This is a genomic window from Kosakonia sp. YIM B13588, assembly GCF_042788165.1.
Lineage (GTDB): Bacteria > Pseudomonadota > Gammaproteobacteria > Enterobacterales > Enterobacteriaceae > Kosakonia > Kosakonia sacchari.
This window is the reverse complement of the sequence record NZ_JBHZPO010000011.1, coordinates 86,485-111,927: the sequence shown is the minus strand read 5'-3', so window position 1 is coordinate 111,927 and position 25,443 is coordinate 86,485. Positions and strand designations below refer to the sequence as shown.

The following is a 25,443-nucleotide window of genomic DNA, read 5'->3' as shown; positions in this document are numbered from 1 at the left end:
GTGGGTCAAATGCTGCTAAGTGTTATTACTGTCGCGTTTCGTAATTATGAAGGTGTGATGAAAACCTGGCAGTCGCTGGCTCACCTGGCGAAAGCGAAAAATATTGAATTCGAATGGATTGTGGTTGACGGCGGTTCTCAGGATGGTACTGAGGAATTTCTGAAAAACCTCAACGGTCAGTACAATTTACGCTATATCAGCGAACGCGATAAAGGCATCTATGATGCCATGAATAAAGGGATCGATATGGCCGCAGGACGCTTTGCGCTGTTTCTCAATTCCGGCGATATTTTCCATGAAGAAATTGTGGATGTTGTTCGTCAGCTGGATGATGAGCAAGAGAACGCAATGTATATTGGCGATGCGCTGCTGGATTTCGGCGATGGCACAAAAATACGTCGTGGCGCAAAACATGGCTGGTATATTTACCACAGCTTACCGGCCAGCCATCAGGCTATATTTTTCCCGGTAAATGGTCTGAAAACTTACCCCTACGATCTGCAATATAAAGTCTCTTCCGATTACGCATTAGCCGCCAGAATGTTTAAAGCGGGATTCCCGTTTAAGCGTTTGAAAGGCCTTGTGTCTGAATTTTCGATGGGCGGCGTATCAACGTCTAATAACCTTGAATTATGTCAGGATGCTCGCAATGTGCAGCGTAAAATATTACGCATGCCGGGCTTCTGGGCACAGTTGTCTTATATGTTGCGTTTACGGACGACCGGCAAAACGAAAGCCTTATATAACAAAGCATAACGCTCAGATATAAGGAAAAATGATGCAGGATTTAAAAGGATTCTCCGTGCCGAAAGGCTTTCGGGGCGGCAACGCTATTAAGGTTCAACTGTGGTGGGCGGTTCAGGCGACATTATTCGCCTGGTCCCCGCAGGTGCTGTATCGCTGGCGCGCATTCCTGTTGCGCTTATTCGGCGCAAAGGTTGGAAAAGGCGTGGTTATTCGTCCATCGGTAAAAATTACTTATCCGTGGAAATTAACATTAGGCGATTACAGCTGGGTAGGAGATGACGCAGTGTTATACACGCTGGGTGATATTTCTATCGGTGCGAATTCAGTGGTTTCTCAGAAATGTTATTTGTGCACCGGCAGTCACGATTATATGAGCGCGTATTTTGATATTAACGCGACGCCAATCGTGATTGGTGAGAAGTGCTGGCTGGCGACAGATGTGTTTGTCGCGCCGGGCGTCTCCATCGGCGACGGGACGGTAGTCGGTGCGCGCAGCAGTGTTTTTAAATCGCTTCCGGCAAATGTGATTTGTCGTGGCAATCCCGCAGTGGTGACGCGCGAACGCGTTGAAAAGGTAACTCCCTGAACTGGGACTATTGAGGAAAATAAATTATGTCTAAAGTCGCTCTCATCACCGGCGTAACCGGGCAAGATGGCTCTTATCTGGCTGAACTGCTTCTGGAGAAGGGTTACGAAGTTCACGGCATTAAACGCCGCGCTTCCTCATTCAATACCGAGCGTGTGGATCACATCTATCAGGATCCGCACACCAGCAACCCGAAATTCCATCTGCACTACGGTGACCTGACCGATACCTCCAACCTGACGCGTATCCTGCAGGAAGTGCAGCCGGATGAAGTCTACAACCTGGGCGCGATGAGCCACGTGGCTGTGTCGTTCGAATCCCCGGAATATACCGCCGACGTTGATGCCATGGGTACGCTGCGTCTGCTGGAAGCCATTCGCTTCCTGGGTCTGGAGAAGAAAACCCGTTTCTACCAGGCGTCCACCTCAGAACTGTACGGCCTGGTGCAGGAAATCCCGCAGAAAGAGACCACGCCGTTCTACCCGCGCTCTCCGTACGCCGTTGCCAAACTGTACGCGTACTGGATCACCGTGAACTACCGTGAATCCTACGGCATGTATGCCTGCAACGGCATTCTGTTCAACCACGAATCTCCGCGTCGCGGCGAAACCTTCGTGACCCGCAAAATCACCCGTGCTATCGCCAACATCGCACAGGGTCTGGAATCGTGCCTGTACCTCGGCAACATGGATTCCCTGCGTGACTGGGGCCATGCCAAAGATTACGTGAAAATGCAGTGGATGATGCTGCAACAGGAAAAACCGGAAGACTTCGTTATCGCCACCGGTGTGCAGTACTCCGTGCGTCAGTTCGTGGAATTTGCCGCCGCACAACTGGGTATCAAACTGCGCTTTGAAGGCACCGGCGTAGAAGAGAAAGGCATTGTCGTTTCTGTGACCGGCCATGACGCACCGGGCGTGAAACCGGGCGATGTGATTGTTGCCGTTGACCCGCGTTACTTCCGTCCTGCTGAAGTGGAAACCCTGCTGGGCGACCCGAGCAAAGCGCACGAAAAACTGGGCTGGAAACCGGAAATCACCCTGCAGGAGATGGTCTCCGAAATGGTGGCAAAAGATCTGGAAGCAGCGAAAAAACACTCACTGCTTAAGGCCCACGGTTACGAGGTTGCCATCGCGCTGGAGTCCTGAGCATGACCAAACAACGTGTTTTTGTGGCTGGCCATCGCGGGATGGTGGGGTCAGCCATCGTACGGCAGCTCGAACAGCGGGCGGATATCGAACTGGTGCTGCGTTCCCGCGAGGAGCTGAACCTGTTAGATAGCGCGGCTGTGAATGCGTTTTTCGAAAACGAACGTATCGACCAGGTTTACCTGGCGGCGGCGAAAGTGGGCGGTATTGTGGCGAACAATACCTACCCGGCGGACTTCATCTACGAAAATATGATGATTGAGAGCAACATCATTCACGCCGCGCACAAGAACGACGTGAACAAACTGTTGTTCCTCGGTTCGTCCTGCATCTATCCGAAACTGGCTCACCAGCCGATTGCGGAAAGTGAGCTGTTGCAGGGGACGCTGGAGCCGACCAACGAGCCGTACGCGATTGCCAAAATCGCCGGTATTAAGTTGTGCGAATCCTACAATCGTCAGTATGACCGTGATTACCGCTCGGTGATGCCGACCAATCTGTACGGGCCGCACGACAACTTCCACCCGAGCAACTCGCACGTTATTCCTGCGCTGCTGCGCCGTTTCCACGAAGCGACGCAGGAAAATGCGCCGGATGTGGTGGTGTGGGGCAGCGGCACACCGATGCGCGAATTCCTGCATGTGGATGATATGGCTGCCGCCAGCATTCACGTTCAGGAGCTGGCGCGCGAAGTGTGGCAGGAGAATACCGAACCGATGCTGTCGCATATCAATGTCGGCACCGGCGTGGACTGCACCATTCGTGAACTGGCGCAAACCGTGGCAAGCGTGGTGGGCTACAAAGGTCGCGTGGTGTTTGATGCCACCAAACCGGACGGAACGCCGCGCAAACTGCTGGATGTGAACCGCCTGCATCAGCTTGGCTGGTATCACGAGATCTCACTGGAAGCGGGGCTTGCGAGCACCTACCAGTGGTTCCTTGAAAACCAGCACCGGTTCCGGGGGTAAGTATGTTTTTGAGTCAGGAAGATTTTGCCACGGTGGTGCGTTCGACCCCGCTGATTTCCATCGATTTGATCGTGGAAAACTCACGCGGCGAGTTTTTACTCGGTAAGCGCACTAACCGTCCGGCCCAGGGATACTGGTTTGTCCCGGGCGGACGCGTGCAAAAGGACGAGCCGCTGGCGGCCGCTTTCGAGCGACTGACTCAGGCGGAACTGGGACTGCGCCTGCCGATGTCGGCAGGCGAGTTTTACGGCGTCTGGCAGCACTTCTATGACGACAACTTTTCCGGCCCGGATTTCACCACGCATTACATCGTGCTGGGCTTTCGCCTGCGCGTGGATGAGGACACCCTCGCGCTGCCGCCGGATCAGCACAACGACTACCGCTGGGGAACGCCGGAGTCGCTGATTGCCGACCCGCTGGTACATGACAATAGCCGCGCCTATTTCCTCGACGCGCAGGGAGTACCGGGCTTATGAAAATCCTGGTCTATGGCATCAACTATTCGCCGGAGCTGACCGGGATCGGTAAGTACACCGGCGAAATGGTGGAATGGATGGCCCGTCAAGGCCATGACGTGCGCGTTATCACCGCGCCGCCGTACTATCCGGAGTGGAAAGTGGGCGAGCATTACAGCGCCTGGCGCTGGCGCAAAGAGCAGGGCGTTGCCACCGTGTGGCGCTGCCCGCTGTATGTGCCTGCGCAGCCATCGACCTTAAAACGGCTGCTGCATCTGGGCAGTTTTGCCCTGAGCAGTTTCTTCCCGTTGATGGCACAGCGTCGCTGGAAACCGGATCGCATTATCGGCGTCGTGCCGACCCTGTTTTGCACACCGGGCATGCGCCTGCTGGCAAAACTGAGCGGCGCGAAAACCGTGCTGCACATTCAGGATTATGAAGTCGATGCCATGCTGGGTTTAGGCATGGCGGGCAAAGGTAAAAACGGTCGCGTGGCGAAGCTGGCGACCGCTTTTGAACGCAGCAACCTGCATAACGTTGACAACGTGTCGACCATCTCCCGTTCGATGATGAATAAAGCGCGGGAGAAAGGCGTGGCTGCGGACAAAATCATTTTCTTCCCGAACTGGTCCGAAGTGGCGCGTTTTCGCGATATCGACGATGGATCCGTCGCGCAACTGCGCCGCACGCTCGGCCTGCCGGATGACAAAAAAATCATTCTTTACTCCGGCAATATCGGTGAGAAGCAGGGGCTGGAAAACGTCATTGAAGCGGCGGCAAAACTGCACAACCAGCCGTGGCTGTTTGTGATTGTCGGCCAGGGCGGCGGCAAGGCGAGGCTGGAAAAAATGGTCAGCGAGCGCGGGCTTCACAACGTGAAATTCTTCCCGTTGCAGCCGTATGACGCGCTACCGGCCTTATTAAAAATGGGCGATTGCCATCTGGTAATCCAAAAGCGCGGCGCGGCTGACGCGGTGCTGCCATCCAAACTGACCAACATTCTGGCGGTCGGCGGCAATGCGGTGATCACCGCCGAAGAGAGTACAGAACTTGGCCAGCTGTGCCTGACCCAGCCTGGCATTGCGGTCTGCGTTGAACCGGAATCGGTGGAGGCGCTGACCTGGGGCATTGAACGCGCACTGGCGATGCCCAAAAACAACACGGTGGCACGTGAATATGCCGAACGCACGCTCGAAAAAGAGAACGTGTTAAGCCAGTTTATTGCAGATATCAGCCCGGAGAATTCCACTCAGCCCGCACGTGCCCGCGAAAGCGCGCATGACGGCGAACTGAACTTCGATGGCAATGGGGATAAATCATGAGTCAAACACAACTCTATCCGGTCGTGATGGCCGGCGGCTCTGGCAGCCGTTTGTGGCCTCTGTCCCGTGTGCTTTACCCTAAACAGTTTCTCTGCCTGAAAGGCGAACTCACCATGTTGCAAACCACCATCTGCCGCCTGAACGGCGTGGAGTGCGAAAGCCCGGTGGTGATTTGTAACGAACAGCACCGCTTTATCGTCGCGGAGCAACTGCGTCAGCTGCACAAGCTGACCGAAAACATCATCCTCGAACCGGCAGGCCGCAACACGGCACCGGCTATCGCGCTGGCTGCGCTGGCGGTGAAACGCCACAACCCGGATAGTGATCCGCTGATGCTGGTGCTGGCCGCTGACCATGTGATTCAGGATGAAGAGGCGTTTCGCACGTCGGTACGCAATGCGATCCCTTATGCCGAGGCGGGCAAACTGGTGACCTTTGGTATCGTGCCGGATCTGCCGGAAACCGGTTATGGCTACATCCGTCGCGGTGCGGTTTCTGCCGGTGAAGTTGATGCGGTGGCGTTTGAAGTGGCGCAATTTGTCGAAAAACCCAACCTCGAAACAGCGCAGGGTTATGTGGCAAGCGGTGAGTATTACTGGAACAGCGGCATGTTCCTGTTCAGCGCCGGTCGCTACCTGGAAGAGCTGAAAAAATACCGCCCGGATATTCTTGAGGCCTGCGAAAAAGCGATGGACGCCACCGACCCGGATATGGACTTTATCCGCGTTGATGAGGCGTCTTTCCTCGCCTGCCCGGAAGAGTCGATTGACTACGCGGTCATGGAAAGAACCGCCGATGCGGTGGTAGTGCCGATGGATGCAGGCTGGAGCGATGTTGGCTCCTGGTCGTCGCTGTGGGAAATCAGCCAGCACACGCCGGAGGGAAACGTCCATCACGGCGACGTCATCAGCCATAAAACCGAAAACAGCTACGTTTATGCGGAATCTGGCTTGGTTACGACCGTCGGGGTGAAAGATCTGGTGGTGGTGCAGACCAAAGATGCGGTGCTGATTGCCGACCGTAATGCCGTGCAGGATGTGAAAAAAGTGGTCGAGAAAATCAAAGCCGACGGGCGCCACGAACACCATATTCACCGCGAAGTTTACCGTCCGTGGGGCAAATATGACTCCATCGATTCCGGCGATCGCTACCAGGTAAAACGCATTACCGTGAAGCCGGGCGAAGGACTTTCCGTACAGATGCATCACCACCGCGCAGAACACTGGGTGGTGGTCGCCGGTACGGCAAAAGTGACGATTGATGGCGAGGTGAAACTGCTGGGCGAAAACGAATCTATCTATATTCCGCTCGGCGCGCGCCACTGTCTGGAAAACCCTGGGAAAATTCCGCTCGATCTGATCGAGGTGCGCTCCGGTTCGTACCTTGAAGAGGATGACATTGTGCGGTTTGCCGATCGTTACGGCCGTATTTAATTCCCGTGCCGGATAACGCGAACGTTATCCGGTTTATAAATTTAAATTAATCAACAAGATATGGCCATTTTACGGTCACGGCTGACTGTTGCCTGAAGAAGAGGTAATGATGGAAAAATTAACCTGTTTTAAAGCTTACGATATTCGCGGCAAGCTGGGCGAAGAACTCAATGAAGACATTGCATGGCGTATTGGCCGCGCCTATGGGGAGTACCTGAAGCCGCAAACCATCGTGCTGGGCGGCGATGTGCGCCAGACCAGCGAAGCGCTGAAACTGGCGCTGGCGAAAGGGTTGCAGGACGCCGGTGTGAATGTGTTGGATATCGGGCTTTCCGGTACCGAAGAGATCTATTTTGCCACTTTCCATCTGGGCGTTGACGGCGGTATCGAAGTGACCGCCAGCCACAACCCGATGGATTATAACGGCATGAAACTGGTGCGTAAGGGCGCGCGTCCGATCAGCGGCGATACCGGCCTGCGCGATGTGCAGCGCCTGGCTGAAGCCAATGATTTCCCGCCGGTGAACCCGGCAAAACGCGGCAGCTACGAGCAAATTAATCTGCGCGACGCCTATATCGATCACCTGATGGGCTATATCGACACCAACAACCTCAAGCCGCTGAAACTGGTGATTAACTCCGGTAACGGCGCGGCAGGTCCGGTGGTGGACGCTATTGAAGCCCGCTTTAAGACGCTGAATGTGCCGGTGACTTTCGTCAAAGTGCATAACGAGCCGGACGGCACCTTCCCGCACGGTATTCCTAACCCCTTGCTGCCGGAGTGCCGCGACGATACCCGCAATGCGGTGATTGAGCATAACGCCGATATGGGCATTGCTTTCGATGGCGACTTTGACCGTTGCTTCCTGTTCGACGGGGAAGGGCAGTTTATCGAGGGCTACTACATTGTTGGCCTGCTGGCCGAAGCGTTCCTCGAAAAACATCCGGGTGCGAAGATCATTCATGACCCGCGCTTGTCGTGGAACACGGTGGATGTCGTTGGCCGCGCGGGTGGTACACCAGTGATGTCGAAAACCGGCCATGCCTTTATTAAAGAGCGGATGCGCGAAGAAGACGCTATTTATGGCGGCGAAATGAGCGCGCATCACTACTTTCGTGACTTTGCCTACTGCGACAGCGGCATGATCCCGTGGCTGCTGGTCACCGAGCTGTTGTGCCTGAAAGGCAAAACCCTGGCGCAACTGGTGAGCGACCGCATGGTGGCGTTCCCGGCGAGCGGCGAGATCAACAGCAAACTGACGGACCCGGTGACGGCGATCAACCGCGTTGAACAACACTTCACGCCGGGGGCGCTGGAGATCGACCGTACGGACGGTATCAGCATCGCGTTTGCCGACTGGCGCTTTAACTTGCGCTCTTCCAATACAGAACCCGTTGTACGCCTGAACGTTGAATCGCGGCGCGACGAGGAACTGATGAAAGCGCGAACGCAGGAAATTCTGGCACTGTTAAATCAATAACGATAAGGCGTTCCTCTCCCCGATGCCGGGGAGGGTGAACATTACAGGCAGGTACAACAATGACTCATCTCAAAAAACGCGACCGGGCCAAAACGAATGCATCGTTAATCTCTATCGTGCAGCGCTTCTCCGACATCACCATTATGTTCGGTGGCCTGTGGTTGGTGTGTAAGGTCAATGCGCTGCCGTTCTTCTACATGCATCTGCTGATGGCTCTGATTACGCTGGTTGTTTTCCAGATGATCGGCGGAATGACCGATTTTTACCGCTCCTGGCGGGGCGTAAAAATCATGACTGAACTGACGCTGCTGTTGCAGAATTGGACGCTGAGCCTGATTTTCAGCGCCGGTCTGCTGGCGTTCAACAATGATTTTGATAACACCTTCAACATCTATCTCGCCTGGTATTTGTTGACCTCGATGGGATTGATGATGAGCCGGGCGGTGATCCGCTTTGGTGCAGGCTGGATGCGTAACCTGGGCTACAACACGCGCCGCGTGGCGGTGGCCGGTGATATGCCGATGGGCCAGGAACTGCTGGAAGGTTTTCGCAATGAACCGTGGCTCGGGTTTGATGTAGTCGGGGTTTATCACGATCCACAACCGGGCGGCATTACGACTGGTTGGGCGGGAAATCTCGACCAGCTGGTGGAGGATGCGAAAAGCGGGAAAATTCACAACGTCTACATCGCCATGTCGATGAACGATGCGGCCTGCATTAAAAAGCTGGTCCGCCAGCTGGCCGATACCACCTGTTCGGTGATCCTTATCCCTGACGTTTTCACCTTTAACATCCTGCACTCGCGTGTGGAAGAGGTGAACGGCGTGCCGGTGGTGCCGCTGTATGACACGCCGCTTTCCGGTGTCAACCGCATCCTGAAACGTCTGGAAGACATTGTTCTCGCCTCGCTGATTTTGCTGCTCATCTCTCCGGTGCTGCTGGCGATTTCGGTGGCGGTGAAACTCAGCTCACCGGGGCCGGTTATCTTCCGCCAGACGCGCTATGGCATGGACGGTAAGCCGATTAAGGTGTGGAAATTCCGCTCCATGAAGGTGATGGAAAACGACAAAGTGGTGACCCAGGCAACGCAGAACGATCCGCGCGTCACCAAAGTCGGCAGTTTCCTGCGCCGCACGTCGCTCGATGAACTGCCGCAGTTTATCAATGTGCTGACCGGCGGTATGTCGATCGTTGGTCCTCGCCCGCATGCGGTGGCGCATAACGAGCAGTATCGCTCGCTGATTGAGGGCTACATGCTGCGCCATAAAGTGAAACCCGGTATTACCGGCTGGGCGCAAATTAACGGCTGGCGCGGTGAAACCGACACGCTGGAGAAAATGGAAAAACGCATTGAGTTCGATCTCGAATACATCCGTGAATGGAGCCTGTGGTTCGATATCAAAATCGTTTTTCTGACCGTCTTTAAAGGCTTTGTTAACAAAGCGGCGTATTAAGGAAAGGTCATGAGCCTGAGAGAAAAAACCATCAGCGGCGCGAAGTGGTCCGCCATGGCGACCCTGACCATTATTGGTCTGGGGCTGGTGCAGATGACCGTGCTGGCGCGCATTATCGATAACCACCAGTTCGGCCTGCTGACCGTCTCGTTGGTGATTATCGCGCTGGCGGATACGCTGTCGGATTTCGGCATCGCCAACTCGATTATTCAGCGTAAAGAGATAAGCCACCTCGAACTGACCACGTTGTACTGGCTCAATGTTGGGCTGGGTATCGTGGTCTGCATTGCCGTTTTCTCCCTGAGCGGAGCGATCGCCAATGTGCTGAATAACCCGGATCTGGCACCGCTGATTAAAACGCTGTCGCTGGCCTTCGTGGTGATCCCGCACGGCCAGCAATTTCGCGCGTTGATGCAAAAAGAGCTGGAGTTCAACAAGATAGGCGCCATCGAAACGCTGTCGGTGCTGGCGGGCTTCAGTTTTACGGTCATCAGCGCGTTCTTCTGGCCGCTGGCGATGACCGCGATCCTCGGTTATCTGGTTAACAGCGCCGTGCGCACGCTGTTGTTTGGCTATTTCGGCCGCAAAATTTACCGTCCGGGGCTGCATTTCTCGCTGGCGTCGGTCAGCTCCAATCTGCGTTTTGGTGCCTGGCTGACGGCAGACAGCATCATCAACTATGTGAACACCAACCTCTCCACGCTGGTGCTGGCGCGTATTCTCGGCGCCAGCGTCGCCGGGGGCTACAACCTGGCGTACAACGTGGCGGTAGTGCCGCCGATGAAGCTCAACCCCATCATTACTCGTGTGCTGTTCCCGGCGTTTGCCAAAATTCAGGACGATACGGAAAAGCTGCGCGTGAACTTCTACAAGCTGCTGTCGGTGGTCGGGATCATTAACTTCCCGATCCTGCTGGGGCTGATGGTGGTGGCGAACAACTTTGTGCCGCTGGTGTTTGGCGACAAATGGAACAGCATTATTCCCATCCTGCAACTGCTGTGTATTGTCGGCCTGTTGCGCGCGGTGGGTAACCCGATTGGTTCGCTGCTGATGGCGAAAGCGCGGGTGGATATCAGCTTTAAATTCAATGTCTTTAAAACGTTTCTCTTTATCCCCGCCATCATCGTCGGTGGACATCTGGCGGGGGCGCTCGGCGTGACGCTCGGTTTTCTGCTGGTGCAAATCATCAACACGGTGCTGAGCTACTTCGTGATGATTAAACCGGTGCTCGGTTCCAGCTACCGTCAGTACATCCTGAGCCTGTGGCTGCCCTTTTACCTGTCGCTGCCGACCCTGGTGGTGAGCTACGGCCTGGGCCTGGCCCTGAACGGACATCTGCCGTTGGCGGCGATGTTGGCGATTCAGGTCGCGGCGGGCATGGTGGCGTTCGCCGGGATGCTGATTGTGTCGCGTAATGCGCTGGTGGTGGAGATGAAACGTCAGTTTTGCCGCAACGAGAAACTTAAAACGCTGCTCCGCGCAGGATAAGAAACCTGATTGAACCCCTTTATGAGGTCGTTATGAAATTATTGATCCTTGGCAATCACACATGCGGCAACCGTGGTGACAGCGCTATTTTACGTGGGCTGCTGGATGCGATTGCCCTGATTGAGCCGGATGCAGAGGTGGATGTGATGAGCCGCTATCCGGTGAGCTCATCCTGGTTACTTAACCGCCCGGTAATGGGCGACCCGCTCTATAGCCAGATGAAAGAGCAGAACAACGCCGCCGGGTTGATGGGGCGCGTGAAGAAGGTGCTGCGCCGCCGTTACCAGCACCAGGTATTGCTCTCCAGGGTGACGGATACCGGTAAGCTGCGCAATATCGCGATCGCGCAAGGGTTTACCGATTTTGTCCGCCGCCTGGCGGACTATGACGCGATTATTCAGGTCGGCGGCTCTTTCTTTGTTGATCTGTACGGTGTGCCGCAGTTTGAACACGCACTGTGTACGTTTATGGCGAAAAAACCGATCTATATGATTGGGCACAGCGTGGGACCGTTCCAGAACGAGGCGTTTAACCAACTGGCGAATTATGTTTTTGGCCATTGCGATGCGCTGATCCTGCGCGAAACAGTCAGTCTGAACCTGATGAAGCAGAGCAATATCACCACGGATAAAGTCGAGCAGGGCGTCGATACCGCCTGGCTGGTGGACCACCATCAGCACGATTTTGTGGCCAGTTATGCCGTGCAGCACTGGCTGGATCTGGCGGCGAAAGAGAAAACCGTGGCGATTACGCTGCGCGAACTGGCGCCGTTTGATAAACGACTCAACACCACCCAGCAGGCCTATGAACAGGCTTTTGCCGAGGTGGTCAACCGGATCATTGATGCGGGTTATCAGGTTATTGCGCTCTCTACCTGTACCGGTATCGATAGCTATAACAAAGATGACCGCATGGTGGCGCTCAATCTGCGCCAGTATGTCAGCGATCCGTCGCGCTACCACGTGGTGATGGATGAGCTGAACGATCTGGAGATGGGCAAGATCCTTGGCGCGTGTGATTTAACCGTTGGTACGCGCCTGCACTCCGCGATTATCTCAATGAACTTCGGTACGCCGGCGATTGCCATCAACTATGAACACAAGTCGGCAGGCATCATGCAGCAACTCGGGATGCCGGAAATGGCGGTCGATATTCGCCATCTGCTGGATGGTTCTTTGGCGGCGATGGCGGCCGACACGCTGGGGCAACTGCCTGCGATTAATCAACGTCTGGCGACGGCGGTGGCGGCGGAGCGCGAGCACGGCATGAAAATGGTCAAATCGGTGCTCGACCGCGTACAGGGGGTGAAATGAAAGTCAGCTTCTTTTTGCTGAAGTTTCCCTTATCTTCCGAAACCTTTGTGCTCAACCAGATTGTCGCCTTTATCAATATGGGTTTTGAGGTTGAGATTGTCGCCCTGCATAAGGGCGATATGAACAATACACACGCGGCGTATACCGAGTACCGGCTGGCGGAAAAAACGCACTGGCTGCTGGCCGAGCCGGAAGGGCAGATGGCAAAACTGAGTTATCGCGGACAGGCGATAGCGCGGGGTATCTGGAAATCCTCCACCTGGAAAGCGTTGAATATGTCGCGTTACGGCGACGAAGCCCGCAATCTGATCCTGCCAGCCATTTGTGGCCTTGCGCCGCGCACGTTCAGCGCCGATGTCTTTATCGCCCACTTTGGCCCGGCAGGCGTTACCGCCGCAAAACTGCGCGAGCTGGGCGTCCTCAAGGGCAAAATCGCCACCGTATTCCACGGCATCGATATCTCGCATCGCGACGTGTTGAATCATTACACGCCTGAATATCAGCAACTTTTCCAGCGCGGCGATCTGATGCTGCCGATCAGCGATTTGTGGGCCGGCAGACTGAAAAACATGGGCTGCCCGGAGACCAAGATCGCTGTGTCACGCATGGGGGTCGATATGGCCCGCTTTAGTTTGCGCTCGGTTAAAAACCCTGGTAGCCCACTGCAAATTATCTCTGTGGCGCGCCTGACCGAGAAAAAAGGGCTGCACGTCGCCATTGAAGCGTGCCGTCTATTGAAAGAACGCGGCGTGGATTTCAAATATCGCATCCTCGGTATTGGTCCATGGGAACGCCGCTTACGCACCCTTATCGAACAATTCCAACTGGAAGATGTCATTGAAATGCCGGGCTTTAAACCCAGCCATGAAGTTAAAGCGCTGCTTGATGAAGCCGACGTCTTTTTGCTGCCGTCGATTACCGGCGCGGATGGGGATATGGAAGGCATCCCGGTTGCGCTGATGGAGGCGATGGCGGTGGGGATCCCGGTGGTTTCAACCGTCCACAGCGGCATTCCGGAGTTGATCGATGCCGGGCGGTCCGGCTGGCTAGTGCCGGAAAATGATGCCGAGGCGCTGGCGCAGCGTCTGGCTGCTTTCGGTGACATGGAGAGCCGTGATTTAACACCGGTGGTGACGCGGGCGCGAGAGAAAGTCGAGAACGACTTCAACCAGAAAATCATCAACCAGCAACTTGCCAGTCTGTTGCAGACGCTTTAACAGAGGTTTTATGACCGTGAAGAAAACAGCAACTGCGCTATCGCGACGCACCTTCCTGGCCGCCGGTTCCGCGCTGGCGGCGATCCCTTTGCTACACACTCCAGCCGCCCGCGCGTTGGGACGTAACGACACGGTCAGTATCAGTGATTACAACCGCAATGACTGGCCCGCCGCGTTTAAACAAGCTTTTGCTGACGGGCAAACGGTGGAAGTCCCCGCTGGTGTGGTCTGCGACAATATCAACACCGGTATTTTTATTCCCGCCGGCAAAACGCTACTGGTGCGCGGCGCGCTGAAAGGTAACGGACGCGGGCGCTTTGTGTTGCAGGACGGTAGCCGGGTGGTGGGAGAGAAGGGCGGTAATTTCTATAACATCACGCTGGATGTGCGCGGTTCCGACTGTGTGATCAAGGGCGTGAGCATGAGTGGCTTTGGCCCGGTGATGCAGATTTACATTGGCGGCAAAGATGCGCGCACGATGCGCAATTTGGTCATCGATAACATCACGGTGAGCAAAGCTAACTATGGCATTTTACGCCAGGGTTTCCACAACGAACTGGACGGTGTGCGGATTACTAATGGTCATTTCAGTGACCTACAAGGTGATGCTATCGAATGGAATGTGGCCATCAATGACCGTAACATCCTGATCTCCGACCATGTGATTGATAATATCAACTGCACCAACGGCAAGATTAACTGGGGCATTGGCATTGGGCTGGCGGGTAGCACTTACGACAATAACTACCCTGAAGATCAAGCGGTTAAGAACTTTGTCGTGGCGAATATTACCGGTAGCAACTGCCGCCAGTTAGTGCATGTGGAAAACGGTAAACACTTTATTATTCGCAACGTTAAAGCGAAAAACATCACTCCGGATTTCAGTAAAAAAGCCGGGATTGATAATGCGACCGTGGCGATTTACGGCTGTGATAATTTCGTTATTGATAATGTTTCAATGGTCAATAGCGCCGGCATGCTGATTGGCTATGGTGTTATCAAAGGCGATTATTTGTCGATCCCGCAGAATTTCAAACTTAACGATATCCAGCAGGACAACCGCAGCAGCAAATATAAGCTGCGCGGCATCCAGATATCGTCCGGTAACGCCACGTCGTTTGTGGCTATCACCAACGTGAAAATGCAGAGCGCAACGCTGGAATTGCACAATAAACCGCAACATCTTTTCCTGCGTAATATCAATGTGACGCAAGAGGCGGCCAACGGCCCGGCATTGAAGCTGAACTTCGATTTACGCAAAGATGTGCGCGGGCGTTTTATGGCGAAACAGGACACCTTGCTGTCGTTGGCGAATATTCATGCAGTCAATGAAAACGGGCAAAGTTCAGTCGATATCGACCGGGTCGATCAGCATGTGGTGAATGTCGATAATTTGAACTTCCGTTTGCCGGCGAAGCGGCTCTAAGCGCGGGAAATGGCCTTTTACGATAAATCCTGGTGATTTAGCACCAGGGTTAGGATTACATCTACTGCCTTGCAGGGACGTTAGGCGTAACATCTTTCACTCTCCTCGCTGCGAACGCACTGGCGAAAACAGGTTAAAGGTTTATAATTCATCCAATTATTATAGGTGGAAGAAATAATGGTTAATTTGAAAGCAGTTATTCCGGTAGCCGGTCTGGGGATGCATATGCTCCCGGCCACGAAAGCGATTCCAAAAGAGATGCTACCGATCGTCGACAAGCCGATGATTCAGTATATCGTCGACGAAGTTGTTGCTGCAGGGATCAAAGAAATCGTTCTGGTGACTCACTCGTCAAAAAACGCGGTGGAAAACCACTTCGACACCTCCTACGAACTAGAAGCGCTGCTTGAACAGCGTGTTAAACGCCAGTTGCTGGCGGAAGTGCAGTCTATTTGTCCGCCAGGCGTGACGATTATGAACGTGCGTCAGGCGCAGCCGCTGGGGTTAGGCCACTCTATCCTCTGTGCGCGCCCGATTGTAGGCGACAACCCGTTCATCGTTGTATTGCCGGATATCGTGCTGGATACGGCGACCGCCGATCCGCTGCGTTACAACCTCGCGGCGATGGTGGCACGCTTTGCTGAGACCGGCCGCAGCCAGGTGCTGGCAAAACGCATGAAAGGCGATCTCTCTGAATACTCCGTTATCCAGACCAAAGAGCCACTGGATACAGAAGGTAAAGTCAGCCGTATTGTGCAGTTTATTGAAAAACCGGATCAACCGCAGACGCTGGATTCCGACCTGATGGCAGTGGGACGCTATGTGCTTTCTGCCGATATCTGGGCGGAACTGGAAAAAACCGAGCCGGGCGCGTGGGGTCGTATTCAGCTGACCGATGCGATTGCAGAGCTTGCAGAAAAACAGTCTGTTGATGCGATGTTAATGACCGGCGACAGCTATGACTGTGGTAAGAAAATGGGGTACATGCAGGCCTTTGTGAACTACGGTCTGCGTAACCTGAAAGAAGGTCAGAAATTCCGCGAAAGTATTAAGAAATTGCTGGCGCAGTAAATAATTAAAACGGTGTATTGAAGATATTTACAGCAGGGGCAGAAAGGGTTGCCGTAAGGACATTTGATCCTTTGGTTATTCTTACTGCCCTTTTTATTTTCATTATAAAATCAACGAGTAAAAAAGGTAGGCATGGGTAATTATTGCGCTGACGTAAGCTAGATTTTTCCTTGTTTCCGTCCTTGTTTCGGCGGAGAATAGCCGCTTAGCATTTTGTGCCAAGTGGCGAATTCTAATAAGGGTAGCGCAGTCGTTAACATTGTAAATTGCTGACAAAAGCACACAGTGCACAGGTAGCTGAAGAGCCTGGGGCGGTAGCGTGTCTAAAATATGTTCTAGTAAGTTAATAACCAATCTTAACTACCCTTAAATTAAAACATAGCATAACAAAAGCGGAAGATACTCGTGAAAATACTGGTCACCGGTGGAGCAGGTTTTATTGGGTCTGCAGTCGTTCGTCATATCATTAATAACACTGCTGATTTCGTGGTTAATGTGGATAAATTAACCTATGCCGGGAATTTGGAATCACTGGCGGAAATCAATAACGACCCGCGTTATGTTTTTGAACGTGCGGATATTTGTGATAGTGATGCAATGGCGCGGATTTTTGCTGAGCATCAACCTGATTCGGTCATGCACCTGGCGGCAGAAAGTCATGTCGATCGCTCGATTACTGGCCCCGCCGCGTTTATTGAGACAAATATTATTGGCACTTATGTGTTGCTTGAAGCTGCACGCCAATATTGGGCACAGTTGGATGAAGCGCGCAAAGCGGCCTTCCGTTTCCATCATATCTCCACTGACGAAGTATATGGTGATTTGCCTCACCCGGATGAAGTGACCGCTGGTGAATCATTGCCTCTGTTCACCGAGCAAACAGCTTATGCGCCGAGCAGCCCTTATTCAGCCTCTAAAGCCTCCAGCGATCATCTGGTCCGCGCATGGCGCAGAACCTATGGCTTCCCGACAATTGTTACCAATTGCTCCAATAATTACGGACCGTTCCATTTCCCGGAAAAACTGATCCCGCTGGTTATCCTGAACGCGTTGGCGGGCAAAGCGCTGCCGGTGTATGGCAAAGGGGATCAAATTCGCGATTGGTTGTATGTTGAAGATCACGCACGTGCGCTTTATACCGTGATCACACAAGGTGTTGCGGGTGAGACTTATAATATCGGCGGCCATAACGAAAAACAGAACCTCGATGTTGTCCACACGATTTGTGACTTGCTTGATGAAATCGTACCGAAGGCAACCTCTTATCGTGAGCAGATCACTTACGTAACTGACCGTCCGGGCCACGATCGTCGCTATGCAATTGATGCCGATAAAATCAGTAAGGAACTGGGCTGGAAACCGGTTGAAACTTTCGAAAGCGGCATCCGTAAAACGGTTGAGTGGTTTTTGTCCAACAGCACATGGGTAGAGAACGTGCAAAGCGGCGCCTACCAGTCGTGGATTGAACAAAACTACGGGAAGCGCAGCGAATGAATATTCTGCTATTCGGAAAAACGGGACAAGTCGGCTGGGAACTCCAGCGTTCGCTGGCACCCTTGGGAAATCTGATTGCGCTGGATGTTAACTCGACAGAGTATTGCGGTGACTTCAGTAATCCTGAGGGTATTGCTGAAACCGTGCGCCGCATAAAGCCTGACGTAATTGTTAACGCCGCTGCGCATACCGCAGTTGATAAAGCTGAGTCCGAGCCGGAATTTGCCTCACTGTTGAATGCGAAGAGCGTTGAAGCTATTGCGCGTGAAGCCGCAAAAATTGACGCATGGGTGGTTCACTATTCGACCGATTATGTTTTCCCGGGCGATGGTGAAACGCCGTGGGTGGAAACAGATAGCACCGCTCCACTGAATGTTTATGGCCAGACAAAACTTGATGGTGAAATTGCCCTGCGAGAAAACTGCCCGAAGCACCTTATTTTTCGCACCAGTTGGGTTTACGCCGGAAAAGGCAACAATTTCGCGAAGACCATGCTAAAGCTGGCGAAAACGCGCCAGGAACTCTCGGTCATTAATGATCAATTTGGCGCCCCGACAGGTGCTGAGTTACTTGCGGATTGCACTGCTCATGCAATCCGCATTGCGCTGGCACAACCGCAAGTGGCAGGTTTATATCACTTGGTTGCGGGCGGTGAAACCTGCTGGCATGACTACGCGGCGCTGGTTTTTGCTGAGGCCAGGGAAGCGGGAGTTGAACTCGTTTTAAATAAATTAAACCCGGTAGCGACAGAAAGTTTCCCTACGCCGGCGAAACGTCCGCACAATTCACGACTGAACACCGATAAGTTTCAGCGCACTTTTGGTCTGGTTCTCCCGGACTGGGAGCTTGGCGTGAAACGTATGCTGGCTGAGCTATTTAACACAACGCCAATTTGACTATTTGAAAAGTGCCTCTGAGCAGGCATTTTGCTCGGGATTACGAAATGAAAACACGTAAAGGAATTATACTGGCGGGCGGTTCGGGAACTCGCCTGTACCCGGTTACAATGGTTGTGAGTAAACAACTGCTGCCAATTTATGATAAGCCAATGATTTACTATCCGTTATCCACGCTGATGCTCGCGGGGATTCGCGATATTTTAATTATCAGTACCCCGCAGGATCTGCCTCGCTTCGAACAACTTCTCGGTGATGGTAGCCAGTGGGGGTTAAGCCTGCATTATAAAGTACAGCCAAGCCCTGATGGGTTAGCACAGGCGTTTATTCTTGGTGAAGAATTTATTGGTAACGACTCCTGCGCGCTGGTGCTGGGCGACAATATTTTTTATGGACATGATTTGCCGAAGCTGATGGAAGAAGCCGTTGATAAAGAAAATGGTGCGACAGTGTTTGCCTATCATGTAAACGACCCTGAGCGATATGGCGTTGTAGAATTCGATGCGGCAGGTAAGGCGATTAGCTTGGTTGAGAAGCCTGTGGAACCAAAAAGTAACTATGCCGTGACAGGGTTATATTTCTATGACAATGATGTCGTGGAAATGGCAAAAAGTTTAAAGCCTTCTTTGCGTGGTGAACTTGAAATAACAGATATTAATAGTCTTTATCTTAGGCAAGGAAGACTATCGGTGGCGATGATGAGACGTGGTTATGCCTGGCTTGATACTGGGACTCATCAGAGTCTAATAGAGGCAAGTAATTTTATTCAAACGATAGAAGCGCGTCAGGGGCTTAAAGTTTCTTGTCCTGAAGAAATAGCCTATCGAAAAAAATTCATCGATGCGGAACAGGTTAAATTTTTAGCAGAACCATTGAAAAAAAATGCTTACGGTCAATATTTGTTGAAAATGATTGAAGGGAATTAAGAATGAACGTTATTAAAACTACAATCCCTGATGTATTGATTTTTGAGCCAACTGTTTTTGGCGATGAGCGTGGCTTTTTTTTTGAACGCTATAACCAGAAACTTTTTGAAGAAATTATCGGGCAGAAAACTGAATTCGTACAAGATAACCACTCAAAATCATCGAAAGGTGTTCTTCGTGGCTTGCATTATCAATTACCAGATTATTCGCAAGGGAAACTCGTTCAGTGTGTGGTCGGCGAAATATTTGATGTTGCAGTTGATATCCGCCAAAGTTCGCCAACTTTTGGTCAGTGGATAGGCGTGTATTTATCAGCACAAAATAAACGGCAAATATGGATTTCGGAAGGTTTTGCCCATGGGTTCCTGGTAGTTAGTGATGTTGCTGAATGTCTTTATAAGACAACAAACTATTACGCCCCTGCATTTGAGCGCGGCATTCGATGGGATGACCCAACTTTGGGAATCAACTGGCCGCTTGAAGGCCCGTTTAATCTGTCTGAGAAAGACAAAATACAACCCCTCTGGAATAACGTTCAGTTTTTTGAATGAAAATATGACGGGCAATGACGTCTAACATTTTGTAGAGTACAATGACATGTTTAATGATAAAGTAATTCTTGTTACAGGTGGTACTGGGTCGTTCGGTAATAAATTTGTTCGCATGACCCTTGAAAAATACAATCCTAAAAAAATCATTATTTATTCTCGCGATGAGATGAAACAATGGGAAATGGCAAAGCATTTTAAAGATGAAAGCCGTATTCGTTTCTTCATTGGTGATGTTCGCGATAAAGATCGTTTATACCGTGCATTAGATGGTGTTGATTATGTCGTTCATGCGGCGGCGACTAAAATCGTACCAACAGCAGAATACAATCCATTCGAATGTGTTAAAACCAATATTAACGGTGCCATGAACGTTATTGATGCATGTATCGATAAAGGTATCGAACGTGTCGTCGCGCTTTCTACCGACAAAGCAAGTAGTCCTGCCAATCTGTATGGTGCTACGAAGTTGGCATCTGACAAGCTTTTTGTCGCGGGTAATTCTTATTCTGGTGCAACCAAAACCCGCTTTGCCGTAGTGCGCTATGGTAATGTTATGGGGTCACGAGGTTCAGTTATTCCATTCTTCCTGTCTATCAAAGATAAAGGTGAGCTGCCGATTACAGATGATCGCATGACGCGTTTTATGATTACTCTGGAGCAGGGCGTTGAGTTAGTCTGGCATGCGTTCAATGATATGGTTGGTGGCGAAATTTACGTGAAGAAAATTCCGTCAATGAAAGTGACTGATGTTGCCACTGCCGTTGCGCCGGATGCTGCTCAAAAAGTTATTGGTATCCGTCCCGGTGAAAAACTGCATGAGCAAATGATCAGTGCAGAAGATGCTCTTTATACTTATGAGTATCCAGAACATTTTAAAATCCTGCCTGCAATTCATAATTGGTGTGATTCGCCGGAACGTATTAAAGATGGTAAGCGTGTGCCGGAAGGCTTTGTCTATGAAAGTGACAGCAATGCCGAATGGATGAGCATTGATGCACTCCGTCAGTGGATTGATGAAAATCGTGAAAAAGTGGGCAATATCTGATGAAATTTATCCCCTACGGCCGGCAGGATATTTCTGAAGAAGATATCAGTGCCGTGGTAGACGTACTGAAGTCTGATTTTCTCACCCAAGGGCCCTGCGTTCCGCAATTTGAGCAAGCAATTGCTCAGTATGTCGATGTTAAACATGCTGTTGCAGTCAATAGCGCAACTTCTGCACTTCATATTGCTTGCCTGGCGCTGGGATTGAATAAAGGCGACTGGCTCTGGACATCGCCGAACACCTTTGTCGCTTCAGCGAACTGCGCTCTTTACTGCGATGCCAATGTGAGTTTTGTTGATATTGATCCACAGACTTACAATATGAGTGTCAGTGCTCTTGAAGCCAAACTCATTGCGGCTAAAGCCGATGGCAAACTGCCAAAAATCGTTGTACCTGTGGCATTTGCTGGTCAGTCATGTGAAATGGAAGCCATCCATAAACTTTCTCAGCAATATGGTTTTTCCATTATTGAAGATGCATCGCATGCGATTGGCGGCAACTATCAAGGGGCCAAAATCGGCAACTCACGTTTCGCTGATATAACAATCCTGAGCTTCCACCCGGTTAAAATTATTACAACCGCTGAAGGCGGCATGGCGCTGACTAACAGCGCTGAATTAGCTGAAAGAATGCAGCTTTTCCGCAGCCATGGCATTACCCGCGACAACGATAAAATGACTAAATCTTCAGAAGGTGGCTGGTACTACCAACAGGTCGATCTTGGTTTAAACTACCGCATGACCGAACTGCAAGCCGCACTGGGAGTAAGCCAGTTGAAACGTATCGACGGCTTCGTTGCACGTCGTCACGAACTGGCAAAACGTTATCTCACTGCATTTGAGGGTGTTTCTGTCTCTTCGCCGGTTCAATCGGAAAGTGGCTACAGTGCTTTGCATCTTTATCCGCTAACGGTTAACGATCCGATGCAACGTAAGCCGTTGTTTGACTACCTGCGTAACAAGGGCATCGGGGTCAATGTTCACTATATTCCGGTTCATACGCAGCCGTATTATGCACAGTTGGGGCATAAAGTTGGGGATTACCCGATTGCTGAAGATTATTATTCCCGGGCGATAAGTATTCCTATGTATTCGACGCTGACTGATGAACAACAAGACTATGTGATCAAATGCATCCGGGAGTTTTTTTAAATGAATGTGGCAATCATTCCTGCACGTGGTGGCAGCAAGCGAATACTGCGTAAAAATATTAAAGAATTTTGCGGGAAGCCGATGATTGCCTGGTCAATTGAAGCCGCTCTCAGGAGCGGCGTTTTTGACCGAATCATTGTTTCAACGGATGATGAAGAGATCGCGACAGTTGCACGTCAATATGGCGCGGAAGTCCCGTTTATGCGACCTGAAGAGTTGTCGAATGATTTTGCCGGGACTATCCCCGTCATTCATCATGCTACTGACTGGCTGTCCAATCATGGCTGCATTGCAGATTTTGTTTGCTGCATTTATGCAACAGCACCTTTCATCCATTCCACAGATATCATTCGTGGGCTGGAAATTCTTCGCGAACAGCAAGGTGAGTATGCTTTTACAATAACCCGCTTCCCGTATCCTGTTCAGAGAGCATTGAAAGTGAGTGCCGAACAGCGTATCAGCATGTTTTCGCCAGAAATGTTCCATGTTCGTTCTCAGGATCTTGAAGAATCCTGGCACGATGCAGGGCAATTTTACTGGGGAACATCAGCTGCATGGTTGAATGAGAAACCCATATTTAGTGCAGATTCTTATGCGATAGAGCTTCCGCGTGAGCGTGTTCAGGATATCGATACGCCAGAAGATTGGAAGGTTGCTGAGTGGCTGTTTAAAGCCATGGAGTTAAAAAATGAATATTTATCTGCGAACTGATTCGTCACTTTCAATTGGTTCAGGCCATGTCATTAGATGCCTGAATCTAGCGAAAGCTTTAAGAAAATCAGGTGCGCAGTGTTTTTTTATATCGAAAAATCATCGCGGGAATATTATTGACAAAATTATTCAAGAAGGTTTTTCAACTAAAGTCATAACTGTTGATAACAAATCTGACGCCTATATTCGTAATGAGAAATTTTGGCTAAATGGTAGTCAGGGAGACGATGCATCGCAGTTTATCTCTTTGATAGAAGAACAAGGGCAAGAACCTGATATTATCATTGTTGATCATTATTCTCTTGATAAAGAGTGGGAGAAAGTAGTCAAACAGCATTTTTCAGATGCTCGCTTGGTTGTAATAGATGATCTATGCAATAGACCCCATTTCTGTGATCTGTTAATCGACCAGACTTACCAACGCCGTCCCGAAGAATATGTCTTCTTAAATGAAAATAATGGTACGGTTTTGGCCGGGACAAAATTTGCTTTGCTTGATCCATTATTTTCAGGCTTAAGAAAACAATCTATAGCATGCAAAGAAAAAGTTGATCATCCAAAAACATTAATGCTCACAATGGGGGGCGTTGATGCGCATAACATAACCGGTAAAGTTCTGCAATACCTGACCCAGACTGCTTTTAAGAATATAGATAAAATAACCGTTATATTAGGCACTGCGTTCCCATATCGTGAAGAGATACATGCACTTGCTGCAAAAACTAATTATAATATTGAAGTTCTGACCAATGTAAAGAATATGGCTGAACTTATGCTTGAGCACGATTTCGCCATCGGTGCGTTAGGCGGAACGACCTGGGAACGCTGCACTATGGCATTACCGGCTGTAAACATTGCAATTGCCGATAATCAACTGACGATTGCGGAAAACCTCGCAAATTCAGGTGCAATAGTTCTTTATGCTGATAATTTTAATAAAGATGAATTCGTAGATGCGGTGCAATATCTCTTTACTCATTATCATGAGCAGAGAATTGTTGTGACGGATATGTGTGATGGTCTGGGTCTTTTCAGAGATATTCAGGAAATAATACCTGTACCTGCTAAAGATGGTATTAACGTTACGCTTCGTTTGGCTACGCAAGAAGATATTAATTTTGTTTTCCAGCTTCAGTGCGAGCCTCACACTCGTAAATTTGCGCGTAATCAAAATATTCCATCTTTTGAAAGCCATGTCTCGTGGATGGCGCATAAATTAAATGATGATAAATCAGAGTTTTATATTATTGAGCATGGCAGTTCATGTGGCGTATTGAGACTGGATCCCGTCAGTCATGTATCTGCAAAATATGAATTATCGATATTTCTGACTGCGAAAGACCAAGGCAAAGGAATTGCAAGTGCAGCTATCAAACGTGCTTTGATGGTACATAATGGCGATACAATACTTGCGACAGTATTGCCAGGAAATAATGCATCGCATCAGTTGTTTGAGCGCCTTGGTTTTATTAAAATATCTCCCGACCAATATATTAGTGAGAAAAATAATGCATGAATTTATAACCATTGATGGCCGTAGAATTGGTAAAGACCATCCTCCTTATATTATTGCAGAACTCTCGGCTAACCATAATGGTGATATTAATCGCGCCTTTCGAATCATGGAAGAAGCAAAAGCAGCAGGAGCAGATGCGATAAAATTACAAACATACCGCGCTGATACTATCACTATTGATTGCGACACCGAAGACTTCCAGATTCATGGTGGATTATGGGATGGCCAAACGCTTTTCAATTTATACAAAGGTGCGCAGATGCCATGGGAATGGCATAAGCCTTTATTTGAAAAAGCCAAAGAGTTGGGTATTACTATTTTCAGTAGCCCATTCGATTTTACCGCTGTCGACTTACTTGAAGAGTTGGATGCACCTGCATATAAAATTGCGTCCTTCGAAGCCATCGATCTGCCTTTGATTAAATACGTCGCTAAAACCGGTAAGCCCATGATTATTTCTACAGGGATGGCTGATGAGCAAGAAATCCAGGAAGCCATCAATGCAGCAAGAGAAGGGGGGTGTAAGGAACTCGTCGTTTTACACTGCGTAAGCGGTTATCCTGCGCCGGCGGAAGATTATAATCTGGCAACCATTCCTGATATGGCAGAGCGATTTGATATTATTACTGGGTTGTCTGACCATACGATTGACAATACAACTGCTATTGCTTCTGTTGTGCTCGGCGCAAGTGTCATTGAAAAACATGTAACTTTGGATCGAAATGGCGGAGGTCCGGATGACAGTTTTTCGCTTGAACCTGATGAGTTAATGGCGCTTTGCCGTGATGCCAAAATTGCATGGCAGGCATTGGGACGCGTTAATTATGAACGTAAAGAGAGTGAAAAAGGGAATGTTAAATTCCGGCGTTCACTTTACATTGTAAAAGATGTGAAAAAAGGGGAAAAGCTGACACCTGAGAATGTGAAGAGTATTCGCCCGGGGTTCGGTTTAGCGCCTAAGTATTATGATGCAATTATGGGTAAGCCTTTAAATCAGGATATTAATAAAGGTGTTCCATTTGATTTGAAATTTATTGAAAATTAA

General features: G+C 50.6%; 23 protein-coding genes. All 23 read left to right on the top strand.

Annotated elements, in window-relative coordinates; genetic code table 11:
• Nucleotides 1-9: 9 nt before the first annotated feature.
• The 23 genes from wcaE (at nucleotide 10) to pseI (ending at nucleotide 25,443) form a co-directional block, all read left to right on the top strand.
• A complete protein-coding gene (gene wcaE / locus ACFX4U_RS18110) occupies nucleotides 10-756 on the top strand; it encodes a colanic acid biosynthesis glycosyltransferase WcaE (protein WP_200550460.1) in 747 nt (248 codons plus the stop codon).
• A 22-nt stretch (nucleotides 757-778) separates the two neighbouring features.
• A complete protein-coding gene (gene wcaF / locus ACFX4U_RS18105; RefSeq protein WP_313506725.1) occupies nucleotides 779-1,333 on the top strand; it encodes a colanic acid biosynthesis acetyltransferase WcaF in 555 nt (184 codons plus the stop codon).
• A gap of 26 nt (nucleotides 1,334-1,359) precedes the next feature.
• Entirely contained in the window at nucleotides 1,360-2,481 is a 1,122-nt protein-coding gene (gene gmd, locus ACFX4U_RS18100) for a GDP-mannose 4,6-dehydratase (RefSeq protein ID WP_305735571.1), read from the top strand.
• A 2-nt stretch (nucleotides 2,482-2,483) separates the two neighbouring features.
• Complete coding sequence (locus ACFX4U_RS18095) at nucleotides 2,484-3,449, top strand: GDP-L-fucose synthase (RefSeq protein WP_313506726.1); 966 nt, start codon at nucleotides 2,484-2,486, stop codon at nucleotides 3,447-3,449.
• 2 nt (nucleotides 3,450-3,451) lie between these two features.
• Nucleotides 3,452-3,925, top strand: coding sequence for a GDP-mannose mannosyl hydrolase (locus ACFX4U_RS18090; RefSeq protein ID WP_017458484.1), 474 nt, complete (start codon nucleotides 3,452-3,454; stop codon nucleotides 3,923-3,925).
• Complete coding sequence (wcaI, locus tag ACFX4U_RS18085; RefSeq protein ID WP_313506727.1) at nucleotides 3,922-5,226, top strand: colanic acid biosynthesis fucosyltransferase WcaI; 1,305 nt, start codon at nucleotides 3,922-3,924, stop codon at nucleotides 5,224-5,226. Before ACFX4U_RS18090 ends, wcaI begins: the two co-directional genes overlap by 4 nt.
• Nucleotides 5,223-6,659 carry a mannose-1-phosphate guanyltransferase gene (gene cpsB / locus ACFX4U_RS18080; RefSeq protein ID WP_313506728.1) on the top strand — a complete coding sequence of 479 codons (1,437 nt, stop codon included), beginning with the start codon at nucleotides 5,223-5,225 and terminating at the stop codon, nucleotides 6,657-6,659. The genes wcaI and cpsB overlap by 4 nt, the downstream gene beginning before the upstream one ends.
• Nucleotides 6,660-6,768: 109 nt before the next feature.
• The gene (gene cpsG / locus ACFX4U_RS18075) at nucleotides 6,769-8,139 is read left to right on the top strand and encodes a colanic acid biosynthesis phosphomannomutase CpsG (protein WP_313506896.1); all 1,371 of its coding nucleotides are present in this window, start codon (nucleotides 6,769-6,771) and stop codon (nucleotides 8,137-8,139) included.
• A 59-nt stretch (nucleotides 8,140-8,198) separates the two neighbouring features.
• The gene (wcaJ, locus tag ACFX4U_RS18070) at nucleotides 8,199-9,593 is read left to right on the top strand and encodes an undecaprenyl-phosphate glucose phosphotransferase (RefSeq protein ID WP_017458480.1); all 1,395 of its coding nucleotides are present in this window, start codon (nucleotides 8,199-8,201) and stop codon (nucleotides 9,591-9,593) included.
• Nucleotides 9,594-9,602: 9 nt separating this feature from the next.
• The gene (wzxC, locus tag ACFX4U_RS18065; protein ID WP_305735573.1) at nucleotides 9,603-11,081 is read left to right on the top strand and encodes a colanic acid undecaprenyl disphosphate flippase WzxC; all 1,479 of its coding nucleotides are present in this window, start codon (nucleotides 9,603-9,605) and stop codon (nucleotides 11,079-11,081) included.
• A 32-nt stretch (nucleotides 11,082-11,113) separates the two neighbouring features.
• Nucleotides 11,114-12,394 (top strand): colanic acid biosynthesis pyruvyl transferase WcaK, encoded by a 1,281-nt coding sequence (gene wcaK, locus ACFX4U_RS18060; RefSeq protein WP_020454300.1) that lies wholly within the window; start codon nucleotides 11,114-11,116, stop codon nucleotides 12,392-12,394.
• Nucleotides 12,391-13,611: a colanic acid biosynthesis glycosyltransferase WcaL gene (gene wcaL, locus ACFX4U_RS18055; RefSeq protein ID WP_313506729.1), complete on the top strand. Its 1,221-nt coding sequence runs from the start codon at nucleotides 12,391-12,393 to the stop codon at nucleotides 13,609-13,611. The genes wcaK and wcaL overlap by 4 nt, the downstream gene beginning before the upstream one ends.
• Before the next feature lie 10 nt (nucleotides 13,612-13,621).
• Entirely contained in the window at nucleotides 13,622-15,037 is a 1,416-nt protein-coding gene (wcaM, locus tag ACFX4U_RS18050) for a colanic acid biosynthesis protein WcaM (protein WP_313506730.1), read from the top strand.
• Between the two features lie 177 nt (nucleotides 15,038-15,214).
• Entirely contained in the window at nucleotides 15,215-16,108 is an 894-nt protein-coding gene (gene galF / locus ACFX4U_RS18045; RefSeq protein WP_305735577.1) for a GalU regulator GalF, read from the top strand.
• A gap of 405 nt (nucleotides 16,109-16,513) precedes the next feature.
• Complete coding sequence (gene rfbB, locus ACFX4U_RS18040; protein WP_313506733.1) at nucleotides 16,514-17,602, top strand: dTDP-glucose 4,6-dehydratase; 1,089 nt, start codon at nucleotides 16,514-16,516, stop codon at nucleotides 17,600-17,602.
• Nucleotides 17,599-18,498 (top strand): dTDP-4-dehydrorhamnose reductase, encoded by a 900-nt coding sequence (gene rfbD, locus ACFX4U_RS18035; RefSeq protein WP_313506734.1) that lies wholly within the window; start codon nucleotides 17,599-17,601, stop codon nucleotides 18,496-18,498. The genes rfbB and rfbD overlap by 4 nt, the downstream gene beginning before the upstream one ends.
• Nucleotides 18,499-18,545: 47 nt before the next feature.
• Nucleotides 18,546-19,424 (top strand): glucose-1-phosphate thymidylyltransferase RfbA, encoded by an 879-nt coding sequence (gene rfbA / locus ACFX4U_RS18030; RefSeq protein ID WP_313506735.1) that lies wholly within the window; start codon nucleotides 18,546-18,548, stop codon nucleotides 19,422-19,424.
• Between the two features lie 2 nt (nucleotides 19,425-19,426).
• Complete coding sequence (gene rfbC / locus ACFX4U_RS18025) at nucleotides 19,427-19,975, top strand: dTDP-4-dehydrorhamnose 3,5-epimerase (RefSeq protein WP_313506736.1); 549 nt, start codon at nucleotides 19,427-19,429, stop codon at nucleotides 19,973-19,975.
• 46 nt (nucleotides 19,976-20,021) lie between these two features.
• A complete protein-coding gene (gene pseB / locus ACFX4U_RS18020; RefSeq protein WP_313506737.1) occupies nucleotides 20,022-21,020 on the top strand; it encodes a UDP-N-acetylglucosamine 4,6-dehydratase (inverting) in 999 nt (332 codons plus the stop codon).
• On the top strand, nucleotides 21,020-22,171 hold the full coding sequence (gene pseC, locus ACFX4U_RS18015; protein ID WP_313506738.1) for a UDP-4-amino-4,6-dideoxy-N-acetyl-beta-L-altrosamine transaminase: 1,152 nt from the start codon (nucleotides 21,020-21,022) through the stop codon (nucleotides 22,169-22,171). Before pseB ends, pseC begins: the two co-directional genes overlap by 1 nt.
• Nucleotides 22,172-22,882 (top strand): pseudaminic acid cytidylyltransferase, encoded by a 711-nt coding sequence (pseF, locus tag ACFX4U_RS18010; protein WP_313506739.1) that lies wholly within the window; start codon nucleotides 22,172-22,174, stop codon nucleotides 22,880-22,882.
• On the top strand, nucleotides 22,860-24,398 hold the full coding sequence (pseG, locus tag ACFX4U_RS18005) for a UDP-2,4-diacetamido-2,4,6-trideoxy-beta-L-altropyranose hydrolase (protein ID WP_380218543.1): 1,539 nt from the start codon (nucleotides 22,860-22,862) through the stop codon (nucleotides 24,396-24,398). Before pseF ends, pseG begins: the two co-directional genes overlap by 23 nt.
• Complete coding sequence (pseI, locus tag ACFX4U_RS18000) at nucleotides 24,391-25,443, top strand: pseudaminic acid synthase (RefSeq protein ID WP_313506741.1); 1,053 nt, start codon at nucleotides 24,391-24,393, stop codon at nucleotides 25,441-25,443. Before pseG ends, pseI begins: the two co-directional genes overlap by 8 nt.